The 26358-nt window shown below is 67.5% G+C and carries 25 protein-coding genes; 15 read left to right on the top strand and 10 right to left on the bottom strand.

Translation table 11 applies throughout. The annotated features are described in order from the left end of the window. Positions 1 to 18 precede the first annotated feature (18 nt). The gene (locus ACU0DV_RS14885) at positions 19 to 1812 is read left to right on the top strand and encodes an ABC transporter transmembrane domain-containing protein (protein WP_446242515.1); all 1794 of its coding nucleotides are present in this window, start codon (positions 19 to 21) and stop codon (positions 1810 to 1812) included. A gap of 506 nt (positions 1813 to 2318) precedes the next feature. Here the strand turns inward: ACU0DV_RS14885 and ACU0DV_RS14880 are convergent. Beyond that, positions 2319 to 3884, bottom strand: a complete 1566-nt coding sequence (locus tag ACU0DV_RS14880) for a bifunctional metallophosphatase/5'-nucleotidase (protein ID WP_446242516.1) — start codon at positions 3882 to 3884, stop codon at positions 2319 to 2321. A gap of 211 nt (positions 3885 to 4095) precedes the next feature. On the opposite strand from ACU0DV_RS14880, the gene ACU0DV_RS14875 reads away from it, so the two are divergent. From ACU0DV_RS14875 to arsC, 4 genes are read left to right on the top strand one after another with little or no spacing between them, the layout of a single operon-like run. Continuing rightward, a complete protein-coding gene (locus tag ACU0DV_RS14875; protein WP_446242517.1) occupies positions 4096 to 4434 on the top strand; it encodes a DUF952 domain-containing protein in 339 nt (112 codons plus the stop codon). Further along, on the top strand, positions 4431 to 4859 hold the full coding sequence (locus ACU0DV_RS14870) for a DUF1330 domain-containing protein (protein WP_446242518.1): 429 nt from the start codon (positions 4431 to 4433) through the stop codon (positions 4857 to 4859). Before ACU0DV_RS14875 ends, ACU0DV_RS14870 begins: the two co-directional genes overlap by 4 nt. Then, entirely contained in the window at positions 4856 to 5914 is a 1059-nt protein-coding gene (locus ACU0DV_RS14865) for a quinone-dependent dihydroorotate dehydrogenase (RefSeq protein WP_446242519.1), read from the top strand. The genes ACU0DV_RS14870 and ACU0DV_RS14865 overlap by 4 nt, the downstream gene beginning before the upstream one ends. Beyond that, the gene (arsC, locus tag ACU0DV_RS14860; RefSeq protein WP_283982261.1) at positions 5905 to 6255 is read left to right on the top strand and encodes an arsenate reductase (glutaredoxin); all 351 of its coding nucleotides are present in this window, start codon (positions 5905 to 5907) and stop codon (positions 6253 to 6255) included. Before ACU0DV_RS14865 ends, arsC begins: the two co-directional genes overlap by 10 nt. A 20-nt stretch (positions 6256 to 6275) precedes the next feature. Here the strand turns inward: arsC and ACU0DV_RS14855 are convergent, their stop codons facing one another. The 6 genes from ACU0DV_RS14855 to ACU0DV_RS14830 form a co-directional block, all read right to left on the bottom strand. Then, a complete protein-coding gene (locus ACU0DV_RS14855) occupies positions 6276 to 8297 on the bottom strand; it encodes an enoyl-CoA hydratase-related protein (RefSeq protein ID WP_446242520.1) in 2022 nt (673 codons plus the stop codon). Next, a complete protein-coding gene (locus ACU0DV_RS14850) occupies positions 8294 to 9571 on the bottom strand; it encodes an acetyl-CoA C-acyltransferase (RefSeq protein ID WP_446242521.1) in 1278 nt (425 codons plus the stop codon). Before ACU0DV_RS14850 ends, ACU0DV_RS14855 begins: the two co-directional genes overlap by 4 nt. Positions 9572 to 9776: 205 nt before the next feature. Continuing rightward, complete coding sequence (locus tag ACU0DV_RS14845) at positions 9777 to 10439, bottom strand: phosphoribosylanthranilate isomerase (protein WP_446242522.1); 663 nt, start codon at positions 10437 to 10439, stop codon at positions 9777 to 9779. Positions 10440 to 10512: 73 nt separating this feature from the next. After that, a complete protein-coding gene (locus ACU0DV_RS14840) occupies positions 10513 to 10872 on the bottom strand; it encodes a LapA family protein (protein WP_100927964.1) in 360 nt (119 codons plus the stop codon). A 3-nt stretch (positions 10873 to 10875) separates the two neighbouring features. Beyond that, positions 10876 to 11157, bottom strand: coding sequence for an integration host factor subunit beta (ihfB, locus tag ACU0DV_RS14835; RefSeq protein ID WP_005860332.1), 282 nt, complete (start codon positions 11155 to 11157; stop codon positions 10876 to 10878). A gap of 247 nt (positions 11158 to 11404) precedes the next feature. After that, entirely contained in the window at positions 11405 to 11716 is a 312-nt protein-coding gene (locus ACU0DV_RS14830; protein WP_100927965.1) for a hypothetical protein, read from the bottom strand. Positions 11717 to 11890: 174 nt separating this feature from the next. Here ACU0DV_RS14830 and ACU0DV_RS14825 point away from each other — a divergent pair, with 174 nt between their 5' ends. Beyond that, positions 11891 to 12037 (top strand): hypothetical protein, encoded by a 147-nt coding sequence (locus ACU0DV_RS14825; protein ID WP_157814932.1) that lies wholly within the window; start codon positions 11891 to 11893, stop codon positions 12035 to 12037. A gap of 136 nt (positions 12038 to 12173) precedes the next feature. On the opposite strand, the gene rpsA is transcribed toward ACU0DV_RS14825, so the two are convergent. Then, positions 12174 to 13931 carry a 30S ribosomal protein S1 gene (gene rpsA / locus ACU0DV_RS14820; RefSeq protein ID WP_283983476.1) on the bottom strand — a complete coding sequence of 586 codons (1758 nt, stop codon included), beginning with the start codon at positions 13929 to 13931 and terminating at the stop codon, positions 12174 to 12176. Between the two features lie 244 nt (positions 13932 to 14175). On the opposite strand from rpsA, the gene ACU0DV_RS14815 reads away from it, so the two are divergent. Next, complete coding sequence (locus ACU0DV_RS14815) at positions 14176 to 14874, top strand: ZIP family metal transporter (protein ID WP_446241869.1); 699 nt, start codon at positions 14176 to 14178, stop codon at positions 14872 to 14874. A gap of 55 nt (positions 14875 to 14929) precedes the next feature. On the opposite strand, the gene ACU0DV_RS14810 is transcribed toward ACU0DV_RS14815, so the two are convergent. After that, the gene (locus ACU0DV_RS14810; RefSeq protein WP_446241870.1) at positions 14930 to 15880 is read right to left on the bottom strand and encodes a CorA family divalent cation transporter; all 951 of its coding nucleotides are present in this window, start codon (positions 15878 to 15880) and stop codon (positions 14930 to 14932) included. A 435-nt stretch (positions 15881 to 16315) separates the two neighbouring features. On the opposite strand from ACU0DV_RS14810, the gene ACU0DV_RS14805 reads away from it, so the two are divergent. Both ACU0DV_RS14805 and ACU0DV_RS14800 read left to right on the top strand, forming a co-directional pair. After that, positions 16316 to 17497 (top strand): alpha-D-ribose 1-methylphosphonate 5-triphosphate diphosphatase, encoded by a 1182-nt coding sequence (locus ACU0DV_RS14805; protein WP_446241871.1) that lies wholly within the window; start codon positions 16316 to 16318, stop codon positions 17495 to 17497. 301 nt (positions 17498 to 17798) lie between these two features. Next, a complete protein-coding gene (locus ACU0DV_RS14800) occupies positions 17799 to 19058 on the top strand; it encodes a glycosyltransferase (protein WP_446241872.1) in 1260 nt (419 codons plus the stop codon). 189 nt (positions 19059 to 19247) lie between these two features. Here ACU0DV_RS14800 and ACU0DV_RS14795 read toward each other — a convergent pair whose 3' ends face one another. Continuing rightward, a complete protein-coding gene (locus ACU0DV_RS14795; RefSeq protein ID WP_198521828.1) occupies positions 19248 to 19772 on the bottom strand; it encodes a DUF3576 domain-containing protein in 525 nt (174 codons plus the stop codon). A gap of 281 nt (positions 19773 to 20053) precedes the next feature. Between ACU0DV_RS14795 and ACU0DV_RS14790 the strand changes: the two genes are divergently transcribed. The 6 genes from ACU0DV_RS14790 to ACU0DV_RS14765 all read left to right on the top strand — a co-directional run bounded on the left by ACU0DV_RS14790 (position 20054) and on the right by ACU0DV_RS14765 (position 26351). After that, on the top strand, positions 20054 to 21073 hold the full coding sequence (locus ACU0DV_RS14790) for a porin (protein WP_370311802.1): 1020 nt from the start codon (positions 20054 to 20056) through the stop codon (positions 21071 to 21073). A gap of 108 nt (positions 21074 to 21181) precedes the next feature. Beyond that, positions 21182 to 22642, top strand: a complete 1461-nt coding sequence (locus ACU0DV_RS14785) for a tetratricopeptide repeat-containing sulfotransferase family protein (protein WP_446241873.1) — start codon at positions 21182 to 21184, stop codon at positions 22640 to 22642. Next, positions 22633 to 23286, top strand: coding sequence for a YggS family pyridoxal phosphate-dependent enzyme (locus ACU0DV_RS14780; protein WP_446241874.1), 654 nt, complete (start codon positions 22633 to 22635; stop codon positions 23284 to 23286). The genes ACU0DV_RS14785 and ACU0DV_RS14780 overlap by 10 nt, the downstream gene beginning before the upstream one ends. A gap of 52 nt (positions 23287 to 23338) precedes the next feature. Then, positions 23339 to 24811 (top strand): MocR-like pyridoxine biosynthesis transcription factor PdxR, encoded by a 1473-nt coding sequence (pdxR, locus tag ACU0DV_RS14775; RefSeq protein WP_446241875.1) that lies wholly within the window; start codon positions 23339 to 23341, stop codon positions 24809 to 24811. A gap of 140 nt (positions 24812 to 24951) precedes the next feature. Continuing rightward, positions 24952 to 25884, top strand: a complete 933-nt coding sequence (locus ACU0DV_RS14770) for a bifunctional riboflavin kinase/FAD synthetase (protein WP_446241876.1) — start codon at positions 24952 to 24954, stop codon at positions 25882 to 25884. Then, entirely contained in the window at positions 25881 to 26351 is a 471-nt protein-coding gene (locus tag ACU0DV_RS14765; RefSeq protein WP_100927975.1) for a YcgN family cysteine cluster protein, read from the top strand. Before ACU0DV_RS14770 ends, ACU0DV_RS14765 begins: the two co-directional genes overlap by 4 nt. Positions 26352 to 26358: the final 7 nt, after the last annotated feature.

The following is a 26358-nucleotide window of genomic DNA, read 5'->3' as shown; positions in this document are numbered from 1 at the left end:
GATGACGAAGGAGAGGACATGGCCCGTACCCCGGCAAACGCCCCCGGCGAGGAGCGCGAGAAGTCGAAGAACGTCGGCGCCCTGCGCGCGCTCTGGCCGTTCGTCCGTCCCTACCGGGCGCTGGTCATCGCCGCCATCGGCGCGCTGATCCTGACCGCCTGCGTCTCGCTGGTGCTGCCCATGGCCGTGCGCCGGGTGGTCGACAACTTCAATGCCGAAGGCGCGCTGCTGGACAAGTACTTCGCCGCCGCACTGGGGATCGCCGCGCTGCTGGCGGTGGGCACGGCGATGCGCTACGCGCTGGTGACCCGGCTGGGCGAACGGGTCGTGGCCGACATCCGCAAGGCGGTCTTCGACAAGGTGATCGGCCTGTCGCCCTCGTTCTACGAGAAGGTCATGACCGGCGAGGTCCTGAGCCGCATCACCACCGACACGACGCTGATCCTGTCGGTGATCGGCTCCTCCATCTCCATCGCGCTGCGCAACGTGCTGCTGTTTTCGGGCGGGCTGGTGCTGATGCTCTTCACCTCGCCCAAGCTGACGGGCCTCGTACTGCTGATCGTGCCGCTGGTGGTGGTGCCGATCCTTGTGCTGGGGCGCCGGATGCGGGTGCTGAGCCGCGAGAACCAGGACTGGATCGCCGCCTCCTCCAGCAACGCGTCGGAGGCGCTGAGCGCGGTGCAGACCGTGCAGGCCTACACGCATGAAACCCTGTCGCGCGCCGCCTTCTCCGACGTGACGGAGAAAAGCTTCGTCGCCGCCAAGAAGCGGATCTGGACCCGCGCCGCCCTGACGATGATCGTCATCTTCCTCGTGTTCACCGGGATCGTCGGCGTGCTCTGGATCGGGGCGTGGGACGTGCGCGCGGGCGACATGAGCGCCGGTGTGCTGATCCAGTTCGTCATCTACTCCGTCATGGTGGCGGGCGCCGTGGGCGCGCTGTCGGAAACCTTCTCCGAACTGCAGCGCGCCGCCGGTGCGACGGAGCGGCTGGTGGACCTGCTGCAGGCCGAGGACACGGTCAACGACCCCGCCCAGCCGGTGGCGCTGGCCGCGCCCGTCCGCGGAGAGATCGTCTTCGACGACGTGCACTTTTCCTACCCCTCGCGGCCCGGCGTCTCGGCGCTGGACGGCGTGTCGCTGCACATCGCCCCGGGCGAGACCGTGGCGCTGGTCGGCCCCTCCGGCGCCGGCAAGACCACCATCGTGCAACTGATCCAGCGGTTCTACGATCCGGCCTTCGGACGGGTGACGCTGGACGGCGTGGCGCTGACCGAGATGTCGCGTGACGCCTTCCGCCAGCACATCGCGCTCGTGCCGCAGGACCCGGTGATCTTCGCCGCCTCCGCGCGCGACAACATCCGCTTCGGCCGACCCGACGCCTCGGACGCGGAGGTCGAGGCCGCAGCACGGGCCGCAGCCGCGCACGACTTCCTGACCGGGCTGCCGGACGGCTACGAGACCTGGCTGGGCGAGCGTGGCGTGATGCTGTCGGGTGGCCAGAAACAGCGCGTGGCCATCGCCCGCGCGATCCTCCGCGATGCGCCGGTGCTGCTTCTGGACGAGGCGACCTCGGCGCTCGATGCCGAAAGCGAACGGCTGGTGCAAAGCGCCGTCGACACGCTGGCCGAAGGTCGGACCACGGTGATCGTCGCGCACCGTCTGGCCACGGTGAAGAAGGCGGACCGCATCGTGGTCATGGACCACGGCCGGATCGTGGCACAGGGCACACATGACGCTCTGGTGGCGGAAGGCGGCCTATACGCCCGTCTGGCCCGCCTCCAGTTCACCGAGGGCATGGCCGCGGAGTGAGCGGGCGAATTACGTGACCGTCCAGAGCGCAGGTCGCGCAGCCGTCCTGATCTCCCGCTGCCTGCCCTGAACATCTGACGTCACCCAACCGCCAGCCGCGCTCGATGCAACGTATCGCGCCGCCCGCGCGGGACCGCGCTGCAACCGTTTGACCGCCGGCACCTTCGCGCGTTGCGGCCCCCAAAAGACCGACGCGCAGGGCGGCGCATAGCCCCGCCCTACATCAGGTCATTCGCGCTGCAGCATCACCAAGCTGAACATTCGCTTTTTCTGTTCGTCGGCAAGGGGGCTTTGCCCCCGGCTCTTCGAGCCTCCCCCAAGGTATTTCCATCCAGGTGAAGTCGCGGCCACGCTTCGCCGAGGCGTCTCCTTCATCTTCGTTCAAGCCCCCTCGGCGGCTGCCGCAGGCAGCGGGGCCGGAGCCTCCATCTCGCCTTTGAGGCACCTCCAATGAAAAAGGGCGGCACCTTGCGGCACCGCCCTCGTTCGGAATTTGAGGTGTGATCTTACTCCGAGCCAAGGACCTTGATGCGGCCGTCGGTGTAGGGCGCGTAGGGGCCCTGCTCCGCGAGGTATTCCGCCGTCACGTCGGCGAGGTCGGGGCCGAAGTCATAGGCGTTCTGCGCGTCCACGAACATCTTATAGCCGTCGCCGCCGTTACGGACGTAGTTGTTGGACACCACGCCGTAGGTCTTTTCCGGATCGATGGGTTCCCCGCCGACCATGACCTCGGAGATCCGGCTGCCCGGTTCTGCGGAGGGATCGACGGTGAAGGAAATGCCCGCGACCTGCGGGAAGCGGCCGCCGCCGTCTTCCATCTGGCTCACGCCGTTCTCAAGCGCCTCGACCAGGGTCGCGCCGGTCACCTGGAAGGTCGACAGCGTGTTCTGGAACGGCAGCACGGTCAGCACTTCGCCCATGGTCACCTCGCCCGCGTCGATCGACGCGCGCAGGCCGCCGCCGTTGGCGATGGCGACCTCGATGCCCTGGTCCTTCACGCGGTCAAGCATGGCGTCGGCCACGAGGTTGCCCATCGGGCATTCCACCGCACGGCAGACCGACCGGTCGCCCTCGATGGCGTCCGAGGTTTCGGCCACGACCTCGTTGCGGATCTCGTCCAGCGGCGCCGCGGCTTCGGCGATGCGCGCCTTGGTGCCCTCTTCCTCGGCCACGCTGCCGTCCAGCAGGATCGGCTCGCCCTTGGCTTCGGTGATCACGCCCTCGTCGTCGAAGACCACGTTCAGCTCACCGAGGAACTTGCCGTAGGCGTAGGCCTGCACGATGGCGGTGTCGCCGACCATGACCGGGTACGGGCCTTTCGCGCCTTCCTGCGTGTTGGAGAGGAGCGAGTTGTCGTGGCCGCCGACGATCACGTCGACGCCTGTGGTGCTCTCGGCCACCTTCTTGTCGACGTTCAGGCCGGAGTGCGACAGAACGATGATCTTGTTCACGCCCTCTTCGGTCAGCTTGTCGACCTCGGCCTGCACGGCCTCGGACGGGTCGGTGAAGATGATGTTCTTGCCGGGCGAGGCCAGCTCGTCGGTGTCCTGCGGGGTCAGGCCGATCAGGCCGATCTTCTCGCCGCCCTTCTCGATCACCGTGGACTTCATGATCGAGTCCTTCAGCAGGTCCTCGCCGGAGATGTCGGCGTTCGACATCAGCACCGGGAATTCCACCGCGTCGACGAAGCCGCGCAGAACCTCGGGGCCGTCGTCGAATTCGTGGTTGCCCACGGTCATCGCGTCGTAACCCATCTGGTTCATCATCTCGGCGGCAAGCTTGCCCTTGTAGTAGGTGTAGAACAGCGTGCCCTGGAACTGGTCGCCGCCGTCCACGAGGATGTAGTTGTTGGTCCGGGTCTTGGCCTCGTTGATCGCGGTCTGCAGGCGTGCGGAGCCGCCGAAGCATTCACCGGCGTCGTTGTCCTCTGCCGAGCAGCCGGAATCGTAGGCCGAGATCGGCTCGAACCGGGCGTGGAAGTCGTTGGTGTGCAGGATGGTCAGCGAATAATCGGCGCTCGCGGCACCCGCGATCAGGGCGAATGCGGCGGCGCTGGTCATCAGGCGGTACATGAAAGACCTCTCTGTCAGAACTGTTTTATCTCGTCAGCAGACCCCGGTTGGACCAAAGAGTCAAAGCCTGAAACCGCATATCGCAACGTCAGGCGACGATTCGATGACGGCGGTGCACGAATGCGGGTCACGGGGCCTTGAGCCCCACGACAAGGCCGCCGCGGGCAGGCCGGGGATTGACCGGCGGCACGATCCCCGGCAACAGGATGACATGCTGATTTACAAGATCCTGAGAGCCGACGAGTGGTCGGACCTGCGCGCCCGGGGCGCAACCGAGGGCGCGCCGGTGGATATCGCCGACGGCTTCATCCATTTCTCCACCGCCGAACAGGCGCGGGAAACCGCGGCAAAGCACTTTGCCGGAGAGGACGGGCTGATGCTGGCGGAGCTGGAGACCGACCGCATGGGCGATGCGCTCAAGTGGGAGAAATCCCGCGGCGGCGCGCTCTTCCCGCATTTCTACGGGCCGCTGACCCTGGCGCATGTGACTTGGTGCCAGCCCCTGCCCCTCAGGGACGGCGTCCACCAGTTCCCGGAGAGCTTCGCTTGAGCCATGTCGATCCCACGCGGGCGCAGTTCGACGCCTTCAAGGGGCTCGACCGCGACGAGCCCTGCGAAATGCTGAACCTCGTGCGCCTGCGTGACCGGGCCGCCTACCCGGAGGATCACCCGCTCAGCGGCGCTGGTCTGACCGGGGCGGAGGCCTACGCCCGCTACGGGGCCGAAAGCGGTCCGGTCCTGGCGAAGGTCGGCGGGCAGATCCTCTGGCGCGGCGGGTTCCGCACCACGCTGATCGGGCCGGAGGGCGAGGGCTGGGATCACGTCTTCATCGCGCGCTACCCGTCCGCCCATGCCTTCATGGCGATGGTCAAGGACCCGGACTATGCCCGCGCGGTGATCCACCGGCAGGCGGCGGTGGCCGACTCGCGACTGGTCCGCTGCGCCCCTGCCGAGACGGGGGAGGTGTTCGGATGAACGCGCTGGAACGCATCGGGCTGGGGGTCTTGCACCGGCTGGACCCGGAGGACGCGCACACCTGGGCGCTGCGTGCGCTGAAGGCCGGGGTCGCGCCGCTGCCCGGGCTCGTGACCTCGGAACGCCTCAGGACGGAGGTGGCGGGGCTTCATCTGACCAACCCGGTCGGGCTGGCCGCCGGGTTCGACAAGAATGCAGAGGCGCTGATGCCGCTGTCGCGCGCGGGCTTCGGGTTCGTCGAGGTCGGCGCCATCACCCCGCGTCCGCAGCCCGGCAACCCGCGCCCCCGACTCTTCCGGCTGACGGAGGACGCGGCGGCGATCAACCGCTTCGGCTTCAACAACCAGGGCATGGAGGCGGCGGCCTCCCGGCTGGAAAACCGCCCGCGCGACATGGTGCTGGGTCTGAACCTCGGCGCGAACAAGGACAGCGACGACCGGGCGGCGGACTTCGCCAAGGTGCTGGGCCGCTGCGGAGCGTACCTCGACTTCGCGACGGTGAACGTGTCGTCGCCCAACACCGAAAAGCTGCGCGACCTGCAGGGGAAAGAGGCGTTGTCTGCCCTGCTCGCAGGGGTGATGGCGGCGCGCGACGCGCTTCCGAAACCGCTGCCCGTCTTCCTCAAGATCGCGCCCGACCTCGATGCCCAGGGGCTGGAGGACGTGGCCGATGTGGCGCTGTCTTCGGGCGTGGCGGGAGTGATCGCCACCAACACGACGCTGGCGCGCGACGGCCTGCGGTCGGCGCACAGGGGCGAGACCGGCGGCCTGTCGGGGCAGCCGCTGTTCGAGAAATCGACCCGCGTTCTGGCGCGCCTGTCGCAGCTAACCGAGGGGCGTCTGCCGCTGATCGGCGTGGGCGGGGTGTCGACGGCAGAGCAGGCCTATGCCAAGATCCGGGCGGGCGCCTCGGCGGTTCAGCTTTACACGGCGCTGGTCTACGGTGGCCTTGGGCTGGGCGCAGAGATCGCCCGTGGCCTTGATGCGCTTCTGGCGCGGGACAATTTCAGGACTGTCGCCGACGCTGTCGGCACGGATCGGGAGAAATGGCTATGATCCTCTGGCACAATCCGCGCTGCTCCAAGTCGCGCGAGGCGCTGAAGCTGCTCGAAGACAAGGGCTACGAGGTGGAGGTCTTCCGCTATCTCGACACCCCGCCTTCGTTCGAACAACTCGAGTCGCTGCACAAGGTTCTGGGCGTTCCCGCCATCGAGATGGTCCGCACCAAGGAGGCCGCCTTCCGCGAACACGGACTGTCGAAGGACGACCCGGACGAGGCGCTGCTGAACGCCATGGTGGCCGAGCCGAAGCTGATCGAACGCCCGATCCTCGTGCGCGGCAACCGTGCCGTCATCGGCCGCCCGCCGGAACGCGTGCTGGACCTCGCCGCCGAGTAAGGCGCGGCCAAGGGGTGGAGCTAAGCCAGCCCGCCCCAGCCCGCATCGGGCATGAAGCGTTCGCCGTGCCGCGCCGCCAGCGTACGCAGGCGGTCAGGCACCCCGCCCCGCACCTTCGCATAGTGCAGCGGCCCGCCGCGGAACGGCGCGAACCCCATCCCCAGCACTGCTGCGGCGTCGGCGGTATCGGCGTCCGCCACGATCTTGCGCCGCAGCGAACTTGCAGCGGCATCGCAGATCGGCAGGACAAGCCGGTCCGAGATATCGGGTGAGGCAGGCTCCACCGGCAACAGGGGCGGCTTCTCTCCCTTTGCGTAGAGGTAAAGGCCCGTGCCCGTGGCGATCCCGGTGTGGCCGTCCTCGACCATTTCGGGCAACCAGCCGGGGATGGCGGCGACCGCGCAGTCGGATGTCTCGGTCACCGTGTGGAACAGCGCGAGGCAGCGATCCAGACCCAGCTTGTCCGCCAGCGTGACCGGGCCGACCGGCATTCCGAACCCCAGCGCCGCGCAGTCCAGATCGCGCTTGTCGTGGCCTTCGTCGATCATCACCATCGCCTCCATCAGGTAGGCGGCGATCAGGCGTTCCACCAGGCCGATGGGCGCGTCCATCACGGCCAGCGGCAACTGGCCAAGGCATGTGATGAAGGCCGCCAGCCGGGCGCGTGTCTTCGGATCGGTCTGGCGGTGCGCCGTGACCTCCACCAGTCCGGGCACGTCCTCGGAGAACCGCAGCCCGGCAAGGCGCGACGGGCTGCGGACAAGACCGGCAAGTTCGGCAAGCCGCAGGTGCGGCGTGGCACTGACCAGAAGGGCCCCGCGTGCCATCACGTCGGCCAGCGCCCTGTGCAGTTCGTGACGGTCGGCAATCTCTTCGTCGCCGGTGGCGATCACAAGGTCCGCCCGCGACCGGCCATGCCCCTTGGGATCGGGGATCAGGCGGTCGAGCGCCGCCTGCCGGTCCGCTGCCGGGCGCCCCGTCTCGTCGCACAGACGCGCGGTCCGGTGCACCGCCTGCCCCAGCTGGTCGAGCGACGGGTCCTCCAGCGTCACGCGCAGGCCACCGGCTGCGATGCAGGCGGCGATTTCGGTCCCGCGCTTGCCGGCGCCGATCACGTGCACCGTGCGGATCGGTTCATCGTTCCGGGCCTCCAGCGCGGCGCGCAGACGGGAAACGCGGGTCAGGTTGCGAGACGCGGCGGATTCCGCCAGGCGGGAGAACGAGGCAGTCTCGGCCTGCTGCATGGCCTTGGGGTCGAACCCGTGTTCCTCCCACAGGGCGATCAGCGCGAAGGGCGCCGGGTAGAAGGCATAGGGCGTGACATGCTCCGATTCCGAGCGCAGGCGGCTTGCGGACATGCGGCGGGCGGGCCCCAGACGCATGGCCGCGGTGCGCAGGCTTTCCGTCCGGTCCAGCCGCCGCTCCACCGCCGCGCGCACGGCTTCGCTGACGTGGCACTCCGGCACAAGCGCATCGACGAGACCGAGGGCCTTGGCCCGCACGCCGGTCAGCGGAGCGCCGGTCAGCATCATCTGCATCGCCTCCAACGGATCCATCATCCGGGTCAGGCGGACCGTGCCGCCCATGAACGGATGCAGCCCGAGGCAGATCTCCGGGAAGGCACAGGTCATCCCCTCGATCCCGATGCGGTGGTCGCAGGCCAGCGCAAGCGACAGGCCGGTGCCCGACGTGCGGCCGTGCATCACCGCAACGGTGGCGCAGGGCAGCCCTGCCAACCTGTCGAGCACGCTGGCCCCCGCCTCTGCCAGGTCCTGCGCCACTGCGCTTTCGAGGTCGGTCAGGTCTTCCGGCGGCAGCCCGTCGGCCAGACCCTCGGGCCTACGGGCCCGCAGGATCACGGCATCCGGCATGTCGGCAGCGATGGCGTCGAGCAGGCGGTTCAGTTCGTCGAGAACCTGGCGCGTGACGCGGTTGGGACCGGCCCGAGCACAGTCCAGCCACAAGGTGACCTGACCGCCCTTCCGCTCGGGGCGCCAGTTCTCCGTTTCCGGGAACGCGTTATCCGGGACCAACGCTGTCATGCCGGCTCCATGAGCAGGGCTGCACCTTGGCCGCCCCCGATCGACGCCATCGCAACGCCCTTGTTCACACCACGGTTCCCCATGGCATGGGCCAGATGCAGCACCATCCGGCAACAGTCGGCGCCCACCGGCAGCCCGAGCGCAATGGCCCCGCCGTCGACGTTGAGCCTGTCGGGATCTATGGCGCCACTCGCCCCATCGAGGCCAAGCGTATCCCGGCAGAAGGCGTCATCCTGGGCCGCCGCGGCACAGGCGAGAACCTGGGCCGCCGTCGATTCCTTGATCTCCCACAGACCGACGTCCTGTGCAGTCCATCCGTTCCGGGCCATCGCCGGCAGGGCCGCCATGATGGGCGCGATACCGGCATCCGCTTCCTGCGCGCCCGCAATGGCACTGTCGCTCACCCGGGCAATAGGGGTCAGTCCGAAATCGTCCACGGCCGCCTCGGAGGCAACCATCAGCCAGCAGGCCCCTTCCCCGGGCACCGCCGCATTGCCGGTCGTCAGGCTCCCGAAGGGTGCATCCGTCAGGGGGCTGAGCCGCGCCAGACGCTCGGCAGAGACATGCGCCAGCGCGCGGTCCGACGAGGTGACCTTGCCGTCAGCATGGAACGCGGGCACCACTTCGGCTTCGACCCGGCCGGCAGCAATCGCATCGGACAGACGCGCATGGCTTTGCGCGGCGTAGGCGTCGGTGCTGGCCCGGTCGATCCCGAAGCGGTAGGCGGCTGTCTCGGCGGCACGGATCAGGGCCGGGTTGCTGGCGGGTCCATCGGGTTTGCGCCCGGGCGCGCGCACCGGCAGAAGGTACTCGGGGTGGCCGTCCGCCAGCGCCCGGACCCGGGACAGCGGCGCGCGGCGGCTGGCCACTTCGCCGAACCACGAGGACGCCTCTGACCGATAGACCATCGGTGCACGGCTGGGCACGTCCGCCCCGCCCACGAGCACGATGTCCTTGTGCCCCTCGCTCACCATGCAGAGCGCAAGGCTCAGCGCCTGCATCCCGGCGCCGCAATTGTCCCGCAGTGTCAGTGTCTGGCAGGAGGGAGGCAGTTCCAGCCGCTGCACCGCATCGCGCGTCAGATCGCCCTCCGTCTCGGTCGGGGCGGTGGCGACGATGGCCATGCCGATGGCATCGCCGGGCACGCGCTGGCGCAGGAGAAGCTGCTGCCCGCACTGCACCGCAAGATCGGCCGCGGAAAACGCGGATTCCGTTCCGAGTGTGGGCTGAAATGGCGTCCGGGCGCCGTCGACGATGAACACGGGACGAGTCATGTGCGGCTCTGACCCACGCTGCTTCTGCCGGCTCCGGCACGCTGGCGCACCGGTGTCATCGTGTCATTCATCATGCCCGTACGCCTCCAACACGTACAACGCGTGCAAGGGTGCAATGTTCCGGAACCCAAGGAAAATCCGGAGGTCGGAGAGCGAAGAACGCGCCCATGCCGACGGACCGCCGCCGCGGTGCAGCGGGGTGGGATCAGAGCCGCGGCACGGCCTCCGCGCCCTGCGCGGCACGGACAAACGCCGCGATCCTGGCCGGATCCTTGACCCCGGGCGCGGATTCCACACCGCTCGAGACATCCACCTGCGCGGCGCCCGTCATGGCCACAGCGCGGTCCACGTTCTCCGGAGTCAGCCCCCCGGCCAGCATCCACGGTTTTGGCCAGCGGCGCCCGGCGATCAGGCGCCAGTCGAAGGCCAGCCCGTTGCCGCCCGGCAGCGTGGCGTCCTTCGGCGGCTTCGCATCGATCAGCAACTGGTCGGCGACCTGCGCATAAAGCCCGAGCTTCGGCAGGTCTTCCTCCGACGCCACACCCACCGCCTTCATCACCGGCAGGCCAAAGCGGGCACGGATCTCCGTCACCCGTTCCGGCGTCTCGTTGCCGTGAAGCTGCAGCATGTCGAGCGGCACGTCCGCCACGATCCGCTCCAGCAGGTCGTCGTCCGGATCGACCACCAGCGCGACCTTGGCCAGCCCCGGCGGCGCCGTCACGGCAAGGTCGCGGGCGGTCTGGATCGCGATGTTGCGCGGGCTTTTCGGGAAGAAGACGAAACCGCAATAGGCCGCGCCGGCGGCCACCGCCGCCTCCACGTCGCCTTGGGTCTTCAATCCGCATATCTTGACGCGCACGTCGGCCATGGTTGCCTCCGTTCAGAGTCGGGCTGCAGCATTCCGTGGGAACGCCGTGCATCCGGGACAGGCTGGCAGCCCGTCAGTGGGACTGGTCGAGGATCGCCAGGACTTCGTCCTTGTCCTTGTCGCGCTCATCCTGGGTCCGCTTGAGCTTGCGCTCCAGCGTCTTGACCTCGGCCTTCTTGCGCGACGCTTCGGCGCGGTACTTGTACTCGCGCAGCCATTCGAACAGCTCGCCGATGGCAAAGCCCAGAAGCAGCCCGCCCAGCACGACGATGAACAGCGGCACCTCGACGGACAGGGCCAGCCAGCCCATGCCCGGGATCGCCGCCAGGCCGTCGGGCAGCGTGCTCAGCGTCACGGTTCCGCGGTTGGCGAGACAGACGACGACCAGCACGATGGCCAGCACCGCGTAGATGGCGTAGCGAATGTAACGCATTGATTATTTCCCGTTCAGGCGGTCCCGCAGAAGCTTCCCGGTCTTGAAGAAGGGGACGTGTTTCTCTTCGACCTCAACGGAATCTCCCGTACGGGGGTTCCGACCGATCCGTGCGTCCCGCTTCTTGACCGAAAACGCCCCGAAGCCCCGCAGCTCGACCCGATCGCCCCGGGCCATGGCGTTGGTGATCTCTTCGAAGATCGTGTTCACGATCCGCTCTACGTCACGCTGATACAGATGCGGGTTCTCGTCCGCAATCTTCTGGATCAGTTCAGATCTGATCATCTCACTTCCCCCTCGTCGTGCCTTCGGTTTTCGAGACACGTTAGGTGGGACTATACGCATCTGTTTTCGATACGGGAACAGGGGAAACCGTGGGAAAACCGTGATTTTGCAGCGGTTTGCGAGCTTTTCGCGTCAAAAGTGTGTGGATATCGCAACGATCAGGCGCGTCCCTGCCCGGCCTGCCCGCGGCGCCCCGCCCGGCTGCCGCGACGATTCGCGCCGCTTGACCGGGTGACTGGGTGCGTCATCACTGGCAGACGGCGGCGAACTCCGTCCGGCCCTTCGCGTCCCTGCCGCCCGGCTTGAAGTAGATCAGCCGCATGCCGCCCTCCGCACAGGTCTGGGCGGCGCGGCTCTTCACCTCCCCCTCGGACCAGGCCGCACCGTAACGGCCACGCAGCTGGTTCTGGCCCTGCACGGTGACAGGTTTCATCACGAGGTCGGTGCCGGTCTGCGGGGCATTCTGGCGGATGCCGGGATCCTCGGCCGGCAGAACGATGTCCTGAGCCGCTGCCGCCGTGCACACGCACAGCCCGACGATCACGATGGCCATCCGCATGGCGCCCTCCCCCGGTTTCCGTCGCGTCCGACGATAGGAAATCGTCCGGCAGGATGCGAGCGCTTTCATTGCCGCACTTGCCGCAGGATCCGGAGCGGCAAGCCGCAGGAACCGGATCGCCGAAATCCCGTGCCCCGACCATCCTGAAGGCATCCGAAACCATGGAGAACCCTCATGTTCCGACGCCTGTTCCGCCGACGCCCTGAACGCCAGCCCCTTGTGAACGGCCCCCACCTCGACGCCCGAATCCGCCGCGACCTGAACCTGCCGCCCCGCGCACCGGGTGACCGCTGGTCGCCGCCGGACTGGTGGATGCGATAGCCGCCGCTGCACTACGGCACAGCGACCCTGTCAAAGCCGATCCTTTGGCGCGTACAGGTCTGGTGGATCCCGCACGACCAAAAGAAAAGGCCCCCGCCGAAGCGAGGGCCTTTCCCAAATTCAAAAGGTGAGACGATTACTCGTCGCCGCCCTTCAGGGCCGCGCCGAGGATGTCGCCCAGCGATGCGCCGGAGTCGGAGGAACCGTACTGTTCAACGGCCTCTTTCTCTTCGGCGATCTCGCGTGCCTTGATCGACAGGCCCAGACGGCGGGTCTTCATGTCGATGTTGGTGACGCGAACGTCCACCTTGTCACCGACCGAGAAACGCTCGGGGCGCTGTTCGGAGCGGTCGCGGGACAGGTCGGAACGGCGGATGAAGGACTTCATGCCTTCGTATTCCACCTCGATGCCGCCGTCCTCGATGGCCGTCACTTCGACGGTCACGATGGAGCCGCGCTTCACGCCGCCGGTTGCCTCGGCGAACTTGTCACCACCCAGCGCCTTGATGGAGAGCGAGATGCGCTCCTTCTCGACGTCGACTTCGGACACCACGGCCTGGACGATGTCGCCCTTGCGGTATTCCTGGATGGCTTCCTCGCCGCGCTGGTCCCAGCTGAGGTCGGAGAGGTGCACCATGCCGTCGATCTCGCCCGGCAGGCCGATGAACAGACCGAATTCAGTGATGTTCTTGACCTCGCCCTCGACCTGCGTGCCCTCGGGGTGCGTTTCGGAGAACACTTCCCACGGGTTGCGCATGGTCTGCTTGAGACCAAGCGACACGCGACGCTTGGTCGGGTCGATTTCCAGCACCATGACGTCCACTTCCTGCGAGGTGGAGACGATCTTGCCGGGGTGCACGTTCTTCTTGGTCCAGGACATCTCGGAGACGTGGACCAGGCCCTCGACACCGGCTTCCAGCTCCACGAAGGCGCCGTAATCGGTGATGTTGGTGACGCGACCCTTGTGGACGGAGCCCAGCGGGTACTTCACACCGACCAGATCCCACGGATCTTCCTGCAGCTGCTTCATGCCGAGGGAGATACGATGGGTTTCCTTGTTGATCTTGATGACCTGCACTTTGACAGTCTCACCGATCGACAGGATCTCGGACGGGTGGTTCACGCGGCGCCATGCCATGTCGGTCACGTGCAGCAGGCCGTCAACGCCGCCGAGGTCGACGAATGCGCCGTACTCGGTGATGTTCTTGACCACGCCGTCAACCGAATCGCCTTCCTGCAGCTTGCCGATGACTTCGGCGCGCTGTTCGGCGCGGGATTCTTCGAGGATCGCACGGCGCGACACCACGATGTTGCCGCGGCGACGGTCCATCTTGAGGATCTGGAACGGCTGCTTTAGACCCATGAGCGGGCCTGCGTCGCGCACGGGGCGCACATCGACCTGGGAACCGGGCAGGAAGGCCACGGCACCGCCGAGGTCGACGGTGAAGCCGCCCTTGACGCGGCCGAAGATCGCACCTTCGACGCGTGCGTCGTCTGCGTAGGCTTTCTCGAGACGGTCCCATGCCTCTTCGCGGCGGGCCATCTCGCGGGAGATGACGGCTTCGCCACGGGCGTTTTCGGCGGCGCGGAGGAAGACCTCCACTTCGTCGCCGACCTGAACGTTCGGCTGCTCGCCGGGTTCAGCGAATTCCTTCAGCTCGACGCGGCCTTCCATCTTGTAGCCTACGTCGATGATGGCCTGGCCCGCTTCGATTGCGATGACCTTGCCTTTGACAACCGAACCTTCGTCCGGGGTGTCCATTTCGAGGCTCTCGTTAAGGAGGGCTTCGAATTCTTCCATGGATGCGTTTTGAGCCATGTGGCGTGTGTTTCCTTTACATCGGTCTATTCTGGCCGAGCGGTTGTCTCCGCCGGTCTTGGGTGGGTTGGTCATTTCAGGCATGCCGCAAAACAAAGAGGGCCGGTGGTTCCGGCCCTGCTCGTCCTTGCCGCGGCAATTCCTGCCTTGTCGACGCTCGCGCGTATAGCTGGCGGTGGGCGGCGGGTCAAGGCAAAGGCGCGCGAAGGCGGTACTGTTCACGTCCGGCACGCCACTGTGATCTGAGACGACCGGCTCGTCCAGCAGCGGCGCACAACGATCGCCGGAACCACTTCGTCCCCCACGGCATTCACCCGTCATGACCGTGTTCCTCGTCGTCCTGATCGTCTCTTTCGCCCTTCTCGCCGGGGCCTTATGGGGCGCGTACCTGCATCTTGGCGACCGGACCGAGGGCTTCATCGTCGCCATGGCGGGCGGCGCGCTGATCGTCTCCGTCATGGACGAACTGATCCGCCCGTCGACCGAAAGCGCCCCGCTCTGGATCGTCGTCGGGGCGGTGGCGGCGGGCGCGGTGGTGTTCACCGGCCTCGACGTCTGGGTAAAGCGGGCCGTGTCCGGTGCGGGGGGATTCGGCCTGCTCTTGGCGGTGATGCTGGACGGCATTCCCGAAAACCTGGCACTCGGGACCGCGCTGATCGGCGCGGGCCCGCTGGAGGTCGCGGCGCTGGCCGGGTCGATCTTCCTGTCGAACCTCCCCGAAGCGGCGGGCGGCGCGCGGACCATGACCTCTGACGGGATGTCGAAGGCCAAGGCCGTGGGTCTGTGGGCGGCGACCGCGACGCTTCTTTCGGCGGCGGCACTCGGGGGCTATTTCGGACTGGAGAGCGCCTCCGACGAATGGATCGCCGCCATCCGCTGCTTTGCCGCGGGCGCGGTGACGGCCAGCCTCGCGACCGAGGTCTTTCCGCAGGCGTTCCGTGAAGACCGCTACTGGACCGGCATCGCTGTCACGGCGGGCATGCTGATGGCGCTGCTGCTGGGGCAACTGGGCGGCTGAATCGACGGGCGATGCGCCCTCGGGCGCAGGGCAGCGCCGTTCGCTCATATGCCCGTCAAAGCCACCTTTTCCACCGGAAGAACAGGAAACTCCCCAGCGCGGAACCGGCCATCAACCCGGTCGCAATCAGCCAGCCCCACGGCTGGTCCATGCCCGGCACGTAGGGAAAGTTCATACCGTAGATCGAGGCGACCAGAGTCGGCGGCAGGAACAGCACCGCGACCACCGACAGTGTGCGATTGGCGTCCGACTGCTGCAGGCTGACCATGCCCAGAATCACATCCGTCACATGCGCCACGCGCCCGGTCAGGAAATCGGCATGCACCACGAGCGAGCGGATGTCGCGGGTGTGGGCCTTCAGCACCTGCTTCAGCCCCTGCCCGGCCTTCGGCGGCAGGTTCAGCGAAAACGTGGTCAGCGCCCGCTCCAGCGACAGCAGAGACAGCCGATAGTTGGCCAGTTCCTCGCCCCGGCGGCCCACGATGCGGATCATTTCCTCAAGCAGGTCCTCCGGTTCGTCGCCTTCGAACAGGTCGCGCGCGGCCTTGTCCAGTTCCCGGCCCGTGCCTTCGATCAGGTCTGCGATGCGGGCGACGATCTCCTCGATCAGGCCGAGGAACAGGTGCAGATGCGTGGCACATCCGGCGCTGGAGGTGACGGCGTGATCCGGGAAGGTCTCGAACGAGCGCGGCGTGTGGTAGCGGACGGTGATCATCCGCTGCGGCGACAGCATGAAGGCCACCGGACCGAAACCGCGCTTGCCGTCGGCGCCGGTGCCGGGCAGCGCCACGGTCAGCACCTCCACCTCGCCGGTGCGGTAGAGCCGGTTGGACACCTCGATCTCTTCCATGTCGGCAAGGGTCGGCACCTCGAAGCCAAGCGCACCGACCCGGGCCGCCTCCTCCGTGGTGGGCGAAGCAAGGTCGATCCACCGGGCCCCGTCGAGCGGGACATCCGCCTGCGCCGGAGTGAGAGCGGCATTGTCGATGAAGAAAGCACGTAACATCGCGCGCAGATTGGCGCAAAGCGGGCGGCGGGTACAGATGGGTCAAGGCGACAGTTCGGTGACGCCGCGCAGGTGTGCGGGACCGGGCACATCCGTCGCGGAACGTCGCGAGACATGGACGGTCCGCGGTCATTGACCGGAGGCGCGGGCGGCGTTGCCCTGACGGACCTGGCGCTTGGCGAAACGCAGGACTCGGATCACACATCTCATGGCGGCCGGGATGGCGGCGGCGACAAAGACTGCTCCCCTGATTCGCCGCAAGACTGCTGCCCCCGCCCGCAAAACCGATACGCACAGGGCGCCAGCGAGCCAAGCCGTTGAGTGCGCGGCGAAAGGCGGCGCTTCTCCACATGCCGTCCGCGCAGGGCCCATGTCACCCCTTTGATACATTGCCGCGCTATACGCGCAGGACCCCGACCGTATCGAGCAGGACCCATGACCACCCCGCCCTCCAGCCTGCGCCTGACAGGTGCCACGGTGCTCCGTGACGGCGCTCTTCAGCAGCGCTCCGTGGCGTTCGAGGATGGCCGGATTTCCAAGGGTCCCCTGCCCGAGGTCGACCTGAGCGGCTACCTCGTGCTGCCGGGGATCGTCGACCTGCACGGCAGCGCCTTTGAACGCCACCTTGCCCCGCGTCCCGGCGACGCGATCCCTCTGGACACCGCCCTGCGCGCCACGGACCTCGATGCCGCCGCCAACGGCGTGACCACCGGGTGGATATCGCAGGCCTGGAGCTGGGAAGGCGGCAACCGCGCCCCGGACCGGGCCGAGGCGCTGCTGCGCGCGCTCGATGCCTACGGCCGCCGCGCGCTGACCGATCTGCGGGTGCAGATCCGTTGCGAGACGCACACCGCCGACACGCAGGACCGGCTGCTGGCCGCGGTCCGGCGGCACCGGGTCGATCTCGTGCTCTTCGCCAACACGCTGGACGAGGCGGGCCTTCTGGCCGAGGTCGATCCCGTGCGGCTGGCGCAATGGGCATCGCAGGCCGGTCGCACGCCCGAGGACCACCACGCCGCCGTCCGTGCCGCACGCGCCATGCGCCGGGACGTGCCGCGCTTCCTCTGCCGGCTGGCGGAGGCATTCGACACCCTGGGCGTCAGCTACGGCAGCCTGCGCGATGCGGACGGCGAGACGCGGGAATACCACTCGCAGATCGGCGCGAAGCTGTGCGTGTTCCCTGCGCGCCGCGCCGCTGCCGCGCTGGCCCGGGCGGTGGGCGATCCGGTCGTCCTTGGCGCGCCGGACCTGCTGCGCGGCGGTGTGCGGCCGGGATGTCCGGGCGGTCTGGACCTTGTCCGGCAACGGCTTTGCGATGCGCTGGTCTCGGACCATCACTACCCGTCGTTGTTGCAGGCCGCGTTCCGGCTGGTGGACGAGAACATCCTCGACCTGCCGCACGCCTGGGCACTGATCTCGGCCGGCCCGGCAGAGATCCTGCGGCTGCCGGACCGGGGCGTGATCGACTACGGCCGCCGTGCCGACCTTGTGGTGGTGAACCCACGTACCCGCGCGGTGGAGGCGACGGTCTGCGAAGGCCGGATCACCCACCTCGCGGGCGAGGCCGCGGGCCGCTTCCTCGGGTCCCGCGCCTCCTTCCGGCTTGCGGCGGAGTAGACCGGCCGGCTTTTTTCACACGGCTGTCACCTGGGGTCACACGGGTGTCATGCAGCGCCTCTAGGAGGGGCGCGCGAGTGTGACCGCAGACCCCAGGGGCGCGGATTTCGAACCCCGGGATCGCTTTTTCAAAGGTGTTTCGACCAGACGTTTCCATCACCTGCGGGCGGCCTTCGGGCCGCCCTTTTGCTTTCCGCGCGCCACGCCCGCGTCAAACCGATTCACATCGCTGCCCTTCCCGCCTAAAATGCCGCCCGAAGCGCCCCTGTTCAGAGGGCGCGGGCGTACCGAGGGCGAGCATATGAAGATCCTGTTGATCCACCAGAATTTCCCGGGCCAGTACAAGCACCTGGCACCCGCTCTGGTGCGGCAGGGGCATCAGGTCGTCGCGCTGACCTGCAAGGTAAAGGAACCGCAGGTCTGGCAGGGCGTCCAGGTGGTGCCCTACGCGATCAATGGGCAGAGCACGCCGAAGATCCATCCGTGGCTCGCCGACTTCGAAACCAAGCTGGTGCGCGCCACCTCCTGCTACCGCGGCGCCAAGGGGCTGAAGGCGCAGGGGTTCGAGCCGGACGTGATCTGCGCGCACCACGGCTGGGGCGAATCCATGTTCCTAAAGGACGTGTGGCCCGACGCGCGCCTCGGCCTCTACTGCGAACTCTACCACCTGACCGAACAGCCCTTCCTGCACTTCGACCCGGAATTCCCCTCGAAGAGCCCGGAGGCCGACGTGCTGCGCATCCGGATGAAGAACCTCAACAACCGCCTGCACGAGGAGGTCATGGATGCCGGGATCTCGCCCACCGGGTTCCAGGCCTCGACCTTCCCCGAGCACTGGCAGGACCGGATCACCGTTGCCCATGACGGCATCGACACGCAGACCGTCCGCCCCGACCCGGGCGCGCGGCTGGCGGTGTCCGACGACCTGACGCTGACGCGGAACGACGAGGTCATCACTTTCATCAACCGCAACCTTGAGCCCTACCGCGGCTACCACATCTTCATGCGCGCCCTGCCCGACATCCTGAAGCGGCGCCCGAACGCGCATGTGGTGATCCTGGGCGGCGACGAGGTTTCCTACGGGTCCAAGCCACCCAAGGGCCAGACGTGGAAGCAGATCTTCATCGACGAGGTGCGCGAGCGCATCGCCACGCCGGACTGGAACCGGGTGCACTTCCTCGGGCGGGTGCCATACGACCGCTTCCTCGCGATGCTGCAGGTGAGCCGGGCGCACGTCTACCTGACCTACCCCTTCGTGCTGTCGTGGTCGCTGCTGGAGGCGATGAGCGCCGGAGCGGCCATCGTCGCCTCGGGCACCGAACCGGTCCGCGAAGTGATGACCGAAGGCGAGAACGGGCTGATGGTGGACTTCTTCGACCGCGTCGCGCTGGTGGAGCGGCTGTGCGCCCTGCTCGACGACGCCGATCTGCGCGCCCGGCTGGGCGCTAACGGGCGCGCCTTCGTGCAGGAGCACTACGACCTCGCCTCCGTCTGCCTGCCGCAGCACCTCGACTGGGTGGCCCGGCTGGCCGAGCTGGAACCGCGCCCCGTGCGTGACTGAACCGCTTTCCTGCCAACACAGACGCCGCCCGCTGTCGTGGCGACTTTGCAGGCTGCACCGTTCTTCGGTATTTTTGCCAAGATGAAGGTCGGGGTCCGCGCCCAAGATAAGCCGCAGGCGAGGCCGGCCGGACATGCAAAAGGCCCGGACAGAGCCGGGCCTTGTCACTCCTGCCGCTTCAGCGCGGGATCAGAGCCGGGCGTCGCGGGCGCGCAGCTGGCGGGCGCGGGTGAGGATCGCGTCCTCGATCGCGCGGACGGTGGAGGCCGAGGCCGGGCCGCCGCGGGTGGCCAGCGTTACGTTCAGCGACCGCGCGTCGAGCGCCGGGTCGTTGATCAGGATCGTCGCACGGTAGGGCTGGCTGCCGCCCGGAGGGGTGCCGTAGCCGGTGGTGATGACGCCGGTGAAGGGATCGACCGTCTCGATGGGCAGGAAGTTCAGCACTTCGAGCGAGGCGTTCCACAGGTACTTGTTGACCGAACCGATCTGCCCCTGGTCGCCGCGCGGCTTGAAGATGTCGAAGATCGAGGAGTCCGACCGCCCCTTCGCGCCTTCGCGTTCCTGGATCTCGGCGAGGATCTCGTCGTTGGTCGGCGTGTTCACCGCCGCCTGACGCGCACGCGGGCCGCCAAGCCCGCATCCCGCTTCAAGCAGAACGATTCCGACAAGGCCCGCCCCAAGCAGGATCCGCGAGGGTACTCTGCGCTTGCTCATAAGGTGTATCTCCCTGTCGTGACCGTTCCGAACTGCCTCCTGCATCTCATTACAAGCGCAAAGGGCAACCGGCAACCCGTCAACGATCGGCAGCTTTTCGCGCAACAAATGTCACAAACGCCCGGCCATCCAGTGCTTTGTGGCAATTGCGCATCACTGATCCGCTTTGGACGGACGAGCCTTTTGAGCGGGTTGCACTGAAGGACCCTCGGGGCGCATAGAAAGCACATCAAGGCCGGGGCACCGGCTTGGTACGTGCCTTTGAACACATGAGGGAAACAATGAAAAAGATCCTGTTCGCGTCCACCGCTCTGGTCGCATTCGCAGGCGCAGCCGCGGCAGAAGTGACTGTCACCGGTGCTGCCGAAATGGGTATCGTTGGCGGCAACCGCTACGCCACCCCGTCCAACACCGACGGTGTGACCCAGTTCTGGACCGACGTCGACGTCACCTTCACCATGTCCGGTGAAGCAGACAACGGCCTGACCTTCGGGACCAAGGTGAAGTTCGAGGAAGCTCAGAACGGCATCGCAACCCAGGAAGAAGACGACTTCGCAGTCTGGGTCGCATACGGCAACGCTCGTCTCGACATGGGCGACACCGACGGTGCGTTCGACTGGGCCATGCAGGAAATGAACCTGGCAGCCGGCTCCATCGACGACTCCGAGACCGAGCACCCGGGCTTCAACGCCAACTCCGGCTTCGACGGCCACGAAGATGGTCAGATCGCGCGCTTCACCTACACCTTCGGTGACTTCGCAGCCGCTCTGTCCGCAGAAATCGACGACGATCCGAACGCTCAGGCGATCGCACCGTCCATCGACCCCGACTCCGACGACGACGTTGTCTGGGGCCTCGGCTTCAAATACTCCGGCGACCTCGCAGGCACCAAAGTCAACGTTGGCCTGGGTTACCAGGACCAGAACGACTTCGGTTCGCTGATCGGTCTGTCGGTCGACACCACCCTGGCATCCGGCTTCAAGATCGGTGCGTCCTACTCCGAAATGGACCCGGAATCCAACATCGCGTCTGACAACGTGACCCACGCCGCAATCGGCTTCGGTTACGAGATGAACGCTCTGTCGATCGGCCTGAACTACGGTAAGTTCGAGAACTACGACAAGATGTCCGGCACCTACGGTTCGTCGGCTGAATCCGACGGCTACGGCCTGGCAGTCGCATACGATCTGGGCGGCGGTCTCGCAGTTCAGTTCGGCTACGGCGTCGGCGACTCCACCACCGCAGCCGGTGTTGAGAGCGACTGGGACTCCTACTCGCTGGGTCTGGCAATGTCCTTCTAAGGACACCAGCCATTCGGCTTAGGGAAGAGCGGGCGCTTGCGTCCGCTCTTTTCTTTTGTGGCGGTTTTTGATTGAACCGGCCCTGTCCATGACAACGGCAGGACCCGCATGACCCCGCAGCAGATCAAGGCGCAGTTCGCGCAGGCCCAGGCGTTGATCCGGGCCGACCGCCCCGAAGAGGCGCTGGCGCTGCTGAAGACCCTGCTGATGCCCTCCGGCGGCGCGCCGGAAATCCGTTTCCAGATGGCCCGCGCGCTGGACCTGATCGGCGACACCACCGCGTCGGCCGCCGCACTGGACGAGGTACTGAAAGCCCTGCCCGGCGAGGCGTCTGTGCGCGAGGCGGCGATCCGCGCCCACACGCGGCTGGGCAACGAGGACCGGGTGCGCGCGCTTTATGACGAGGCCGTCAAGGCGGACCCGAAGACGATCAAGCCGCGGGCCGACAAGGCGCAATACCTCCAGCAGATCGGCGATTTCGACGGGGCGGAGACGATTCTGCGCCGTCTGTTGAAGCAGTCCCCGCAGGAGACGGAGCTTTACCGGATGCTGGTGGCCGGGCTGAAGCTGAAACCCGGCGATCCTCTGGTCCGTGCGATGCGGAAACTCTGGACCGATCCGCGCCTGAACGACCAGGGGCGGATGCAGCTTGGCTTTGCGCTGGCCAAGGCGGCGGAGGATGCGGGCGAAACGGACCGCGTCTTCGACTATCTCGACGCCGCAAACACCGCGCAGGCAAGGCTGGCGCCCTTCGATGCCGCGGCGCGCGATGCGGAATGGGCGGCCTATGCCCACGCGCAGGACGACCTTGCTCCGCCCGCCGGCACGGCGTCCCTGCCCCTCCGCCCGGTCTTCGTGACCGGCATGCCTCGGTCGGGCACGACCCTTGTGGAACAGATCATCGGCGCGCATTCACAGGCCGTCGCGGGCGGCGAGATGGGACATGCCCTGCGCGAAGCGGTGCGCCTGTTCGGCCCCGCCGAGAAAATGAAGCCCCTCTCGAAGATGGGCGCGGCCGACCTCGACCGCTGGGCCATGGCCTACCGGCGCGGCGTACGGCGCGACACGGGCGCCGTCAGCGGCGTGGTGACCGACAAGTCGATCCGGTCGCAACTGATCTTCGGCCTGATCGCCAAGGGTCTGCCGGGCGCTCGCATCATCGTCGTGCACCGCGATCCGCGTGACATCGCGCTGTCGATCTACAAGAACCACTTCCGACTGGGCACGCACCGCTACGCCAACGACCTCGGCACCATCGCCGCCGAGATCCGGGCGTTCCGCGCGCAGGTCGACCATTGGCGCGACCGCCTGCCCGGCCAGATCCACGAGATCCGCTACGAGGACCTCGTCGCCGATGCAGAGACGGAATCGCGCAGGCTGATTGCCGCGGCGGGACTGGACTGGGAGGACGCCTGCCTCACGTTCCACAAGCAGGCGGGCAAGGTGAAGACGCTGAGCCTTGCACAGGTGCGCCAGCCGATCCACGCCGGACGGCGCGAGGCATGGCGGAAATACGAGACGGAACTGGCGCCATTCCTGGACTCCTGGGGAGACGAACCATGGGACTGAATGACATCCGCACCCGAGTCGAGGCCGCCTGCAAGGCCGCCGACCGTGACCCTTCCGAGGTAAGGCTGATCGCGGTCAGCAAGGTGCAGCCGCTCGAACGGGTGGAGGCCGTGCTGGAAGGGGGTCACCGCCTCTTCGGCGAAAACCGCGTGCAGGAGGCGGCAGGCAAGTGGCCGGATTTCCGGGACCGCTTCGACGGGGTCGAGGTGCACCTGATCGGCCCGCTCCAGTCGAACAAGGCACGGCAGGCGATGGAATTGTTCGAGGCGATCCATTCCGTCGACCGCCCGAAGCTCGCCAGCGCCATCGCCCGGCTGGCGCAGGAGATGGGCCATTGCCCGGACCTCTTCGTGCAGGTCAACACCGGCGAGGAAGACCAGAAGGCCGGCGTGCTGCCGAAGGAGGCCGACGCCTTCGTCGCCGAATGCCGCAAGCTGGACCTGCCGGTCGCGGGCCTGATGTGCATCCCGCCGGTGGAGGAAACGCCCTCCCTGCACTTCGCGCTGCTCAAGAAGATCGCCGAGCGCAACGGGCTGACCGGCCTGTCGATGGGCATGAGTGCCGACTTCGAAGAGGCCATCGCCCTTGGCGCCACCCATGTCCGCGTGGGGTCGGCCATCTTCGGCGAGCGCGAAAAGACCTGAACGCCGATCAGACCAGATTGCGCGCCTGATAAGTCCAGTCTAGCGTCGCCCCATGGCAATCCCGGTCGAGACCTTCCACCTCGCCCCTCGGGCGCAGGGCACCCTTCAGGCGCGCATCCAGCAACTGGTGGCAGAGGGCATTCTCTCCGGCCGCTTCCGGCGCGGAGAGAAACTGCCCTCCACCCGCGCCCTCGCCCGGCATCTCGGCATCAGCCGGATCACCGTGACGCTGGCCTACACGGAACTCTTGGCCAACGACTACCTGACGGCGCGCGGGCGGTCGGGCTATTACGTCAGCGACAACGCGCCCGAGCCGCCTGACTTCCGCCCCGTCGCCGCCCGCACCGATCGGGTGAACTGGGACGCCGCCCTGCCGCGGCGCTACGCCGGAGGCCCCGCCTTCGACATGGAGCGCCCGCCCGACTGGGCGCGCTACCGCTACCCGTTCATCTACGGCCAGACCGATCCCACGCTCTTCGATCATGCCAACTGGCGGCTCTGCGCGATGCAGGCGCTGGGGGCCAAGAACTTCGACGCCCTCACCCAGGACCAGTTCGACGCCGACGACCCGGAGCTGGTGCGCTTCATCGCCCACCACACGTTGCCCCGCCGCGGTATCCACGCCCGCCCCGAGGAGATCCTGATCACGCTGGGCGCGCAGAACGCACTCTGGCTCGCGACGCACCTTTTGGCCGTGCGGCAGCGCGTGGCGGTGGAGACGCCGGGCTATCCCGCGCTGCAACAACTGCTGGCCCAGGCCGACAGCGAGGTGCACGCCGTCCCGGTCGACGACGAGGGCCTGCCGCCGGACCTCGTCCCCGATGGCACGCGGGTGATCTTCACCACGCCCAGCCACCAGTGCCCCACCTCCGCCACCCTGCCCCGCGCCCGGCGCGAGGCGCTCCTGACCCGCGCTGCCGAGCTCGACGCCGTCATCGTGGAGGACGACTACGAGTTCGAGATGGCCTATCTCGACGCCCCCTCTCCCGCCCTCAAAAGCCTCGACGAGGATGGACGGGTGATCTACGTCGGCAGCTTCTCCAAGTCGCTCTTCCCCGGCCTGCGCCTCGGCTACCTCGTGGGCGCCGCCCCCTTCATCCGCGAGGCCCGCGCGCTCCGCGCCTCCGTCCTGCGTCATCCGCCCGGCCACATCCAGCGCACCGCCGCGCAGTTCCTCCGCCTCGGCCACTACGACGCCCTCGTGCGCCGCATCGGACGCGCGCTGGCCGCACGGCGCGAGGTGATGGAACGCGCCGTTGCCGACCACGGCCTGCTGGTGGCCGGCAAAGGCGCACACGGTGGCTCCAGCCTCTGGATGCGCGCCCCCGACGGCATTGACACCCGCGATCTGGGTCTGGCACTCCGCCGCGAAAGCGTGCTCATCGAACCCGGCGCCCCGTTCTTCACCGGCCCGGAGGTGCCGCACCACTTCTACCGCCTTGGCTACAGCTCCATCCCCTCCGACCGCATCGACGAGGGCATTGCCCGCATCGCCGCGGCCATCGCACAGGCCCAACCCGCCTGAGACCCACAGACGCCTTCATCCTGGCCAAAATGCCTCTGAGGGGGACCGTGTGTGGCCGTGCCTCCCCCGCGGGTCACGCCAGACGGGCACGATGCCAAAACCGGTTTCACCTTCCGCCGGAAATGCTCTAAGCCGCAGGCATGCGGATCGTCAGAGACTACCAGTACACGAGTCCCGGGGACCGGGGCGCAAGCGTCGCCATCGGCAACTTCGACGGCGTCCACCTCGGCCACCAGGCGGTGATCGGCCTCGCCCTGCAGGCGGTGCCCACGGCCCCGCTCGGCGTGCTCACCTTCGAGCCGCACCCGAGGGAGTTTTTCGCCCCCGACGCGCCCAGCTTCCGGCTGATGAGCGCGGAGGCCCGCACCGCCCGGCTGGAAAAGCTGGGCGTCGACGTACTCTACCAGCTGAACTTCAACACGGCGATGGCCTCGCTCTCGCCCCGCGAATTCGCCGAGCGGGTGATCTGCAAGGGTCTCGGCCTCGTCAACGTGGTGGTGGGTGCCGACTTCTGCTTCGGCAAGGGCCGTGCGGGCACCGTGGCGGAGCTCAAGGCCTTCGGCGAAGAGATGGGCTTCGGCGTGACGGTCGCCGAACTGATGGAGACCGACGGGCTGGTCGTCTCTTCCTCCGCGATCCGCGACGCGCTCTCCGAGGGACGCCCGCGCGACGCGGCGAAGCTCCTTGGTCACTGGCACCGGATCGAAGGCGAGGTGATCGGCGGCGAACAGCGCGGCCGGGAACTGGGTTACCCCACCGCCAACATGTCGATCGAAGGGCTGCATCCGCCGAAATTCGGCGTCTACGCGGTGCTGGTCGACGTGCGCGACGGTCCGCACCGGGGGAGCTATCACGGCGCGGCCTCCGTGGGCGTGCGCCCGATGTTCGACGGCGAGGTGCCCAACATCGAGACCTTCCTCTTCGACTTCACCGGCGATCTCTACGGCGCCACGCTGTCGGTCGCGCTGGTCGAATACCTCCGCCCGGAGCTGAAGTTCGACGGGCTCGACGGGCTCATCACGCAGATGGACGCCGATTGCGTGACGGCGCGCAGCATACTGGAGGCGCTGTGACAGAGCCCATCGCCCGTCCCGGCCTGGCCCCGCGTTTCTGGGAGAAGAAGCGCCTCAAGGACATGTCCAAGGACGAATGGGAGGCGCTCTGCGACGGTTGCGGCAAGTGCTGCATGAACAAGCTGGAGGACGAGGACACCGGCGAGGTCGCCCTGACCCGCGTCGCCTGCCGCCTGTTCGACGATTCGACCTGCCGCTGTTCGCAATACCCCATCCGCCACCAGTTCGTGCCGGAGTGCATCGTCCTGTCGCCGGCCAACCTGCATCACAATCTCTACTGGATGCCGGAGACCTGCGCCTACAAGCTGCTCAACAACGGCAACTCCCTGCCCGACTGGCACCCCCTGCTGACCGGATCGCCCGACAGCGTGCACAAGGCGGGCGTCAGCATGCAGGGCGCGACAGTGCCGGAGTTCGAGGTCGGCGAGGACGACTGGGAAGACCACATCATCGAGGAGCCCACATGACCGGAGA

This window comes from Sagittula sp., assembly GCF_052825245.1.
The sequence above is the reverse complement of the archived record's forward strand: the minus strand, read 5'-3'. Positions and strand labels throughout refer to the sequence as shown.

Excerpts from the sequence above, each read along its gene's own strand:
- rpsA (WP_283983476.1), bottom strand. The coding sequence starts at position 13,931 with ATGACCAACCCACCCAAGACCGGCGGAGACAACCGCTCGGCCAGAATA.
- ACU0DV_RS14875 (WP_446242517.1), top strand. The coding sequence starts at position 4,096 with ATGCTGATTTACAAGATCCTGAGAGCCGACGAGTGGTCGGACCTGCGC.
- ACU0DV_RS14810 (WP_446241870.1), bottom strand. The coding sequence starts at position 15,880 with ATGTTACGTGCTTTCTTCATCGACAATGCCGCTCTCACTCCGGCGCAG.
- ACU0DV_RS14845 (WP_446242522.1), bottom strand. The coding sequence starts at position 10,439 with ATGGCCGACGTGCGCGTCAAGATATGCGGATTGAAGACCCAAGGCGAC.
- ACU0DV_RS14815 (WP_446241869.1), top strand. The coding sequence starts at position 14,176 with ATGACCGTGTTCCTCGTCGTCCTGATCGTCTCTTTCGCCCTTCTCGCC.
- ihfB (WP_005860332.1), bottom strand. The coding sequence starts at position 11,157 with ATGATCAGATCTGAACTGATCCAGAAGATTGCGGACGAGAACCCGCAT.
- ACU0DV_RS14865 (WP_446242519.1), top strand. The coding sequence starts at position 4,856 with ATGAACGCGCTGGAACGCATCGGGCTGGGGGTCTTGCACCGGCTGGAC.
- pdxR (WP_446241875.1), top strand. The coding sequence starts at position 23,339 with ATGGCAATCCCGGTCGAGACCTTCCACCTCGCCCCTCGGGCGCAGGGC.
- arsC (WP_283982261.1), top strand. The coding sequence starts at position 5,905 with ATGGCTATGATCCTCTGGCACAATCCGCGCTGCTCCAAGTCGCGCGAG.
- ACU0DV_RS14830 (WP_100927965.1), bottom strand. The coding sequence starts at position 11,716 with ATGCGGATGGCCATCGTGATCGTCGGGCTGTGCGTGTGCACGGCGGCA.
- ACU0DV_RS14800 (WP_446241872.1), top strand. The coding sequence starts at position 17,799 with ATGAAGATCCTGTTGATCCACCAGAATTTCCCGGGCCAGTACAAGCAC.
- ACU0DV_RS14805 (WP_446241871.1), top strand. The coding sequence starts at position 16,316 with ATGACCACCCCGCCCTCCAGCCTGCGCCTGACAGGTGCCACGGTGCTC.
- ACU0DV_RS14850 (WP_446242521.1), bottom strand. The coding sequence starts at position 9,571 with ATGACTCGTCCCGTGTTCATCGTCGACGGCGCCCGGACGCCATTTCAG.
- ACU0DV_RS14825 (WP_157814932.1), top strand. The coding sequence starts at position 11,891 with ATGTTCCGACGCCTGTTCCGCCGACGCCCTGAACGCCAGCCCCTTGTG.
- ACU0DV_RS14780 (WP_446241874.1), top strand. The coding sequence starts at position 22,633 with ATGGGACTGAATGACATCCGCACCCGAGTCGAGGCCGCCTGCAAGGCC.
- ACU0DV_RS14885 (WP_446242515.1), top strand. The coding sequence starts at position 19 with ATGGCCCGTACCCCGGCAAACGCCCCCGGCGAGGAGCGCGAGAAGTCG.
- ACU0DV_RS14795 (WP_198521828.1), bottom strand. The coding sequence starts at position 19,772 with ATGAGCAAGCGCAGAGTACCCTCGCGGATCCTGCTTGGGGCGGGCCTT.
- ACU0DV_RS14855 (WP_446242520.1), bottom strand. The coding sequence starts at position 8,297 with ATGACAGCGTTGGTCCCGGATAACGCGTTCCCGGAAACGGAGAACTGG.
- ACU0DV_RS14790 (WP_370311802.1), top strand. The coding sequence starts at position 20,054 with ATGAAAAAGATCCTGTTCGCGTCCACCGCTCTGGTCGCATTCGCAGGC.
- ACU0DV_RS14880 (WP_446242516.1), bottom strand. The coding sequence starts at position 3,884 with ATGTACCGCCTGATGACCAGCGCCGCCGCATTCGCCCTGATCGCGGGT.
- ACU0DV_RS14770 (WP_446241876.1), top strand. The coding sequence starts at position 24,952 with ATGCGGATCGTCAGAGACTACCAGTACACGAGTCCCGGGGACCGGGGC.
- ACU0DV_RS14785 (WP_446241873.1), top strand. The coding sequence starts at position 21,182 with ATGACCCCGCAGCAGATCAAGGCGCAGTTCGCGCAGGCCCAGGCGTTG.
- ACU0DV_RS14840 (WP_100927964.1), bottom strand. The coding sequence starts at position 10,872 with ATGCGTTACATTCGCTACGCCATCTACGCGGTGCTGGCCATCGTGCTG.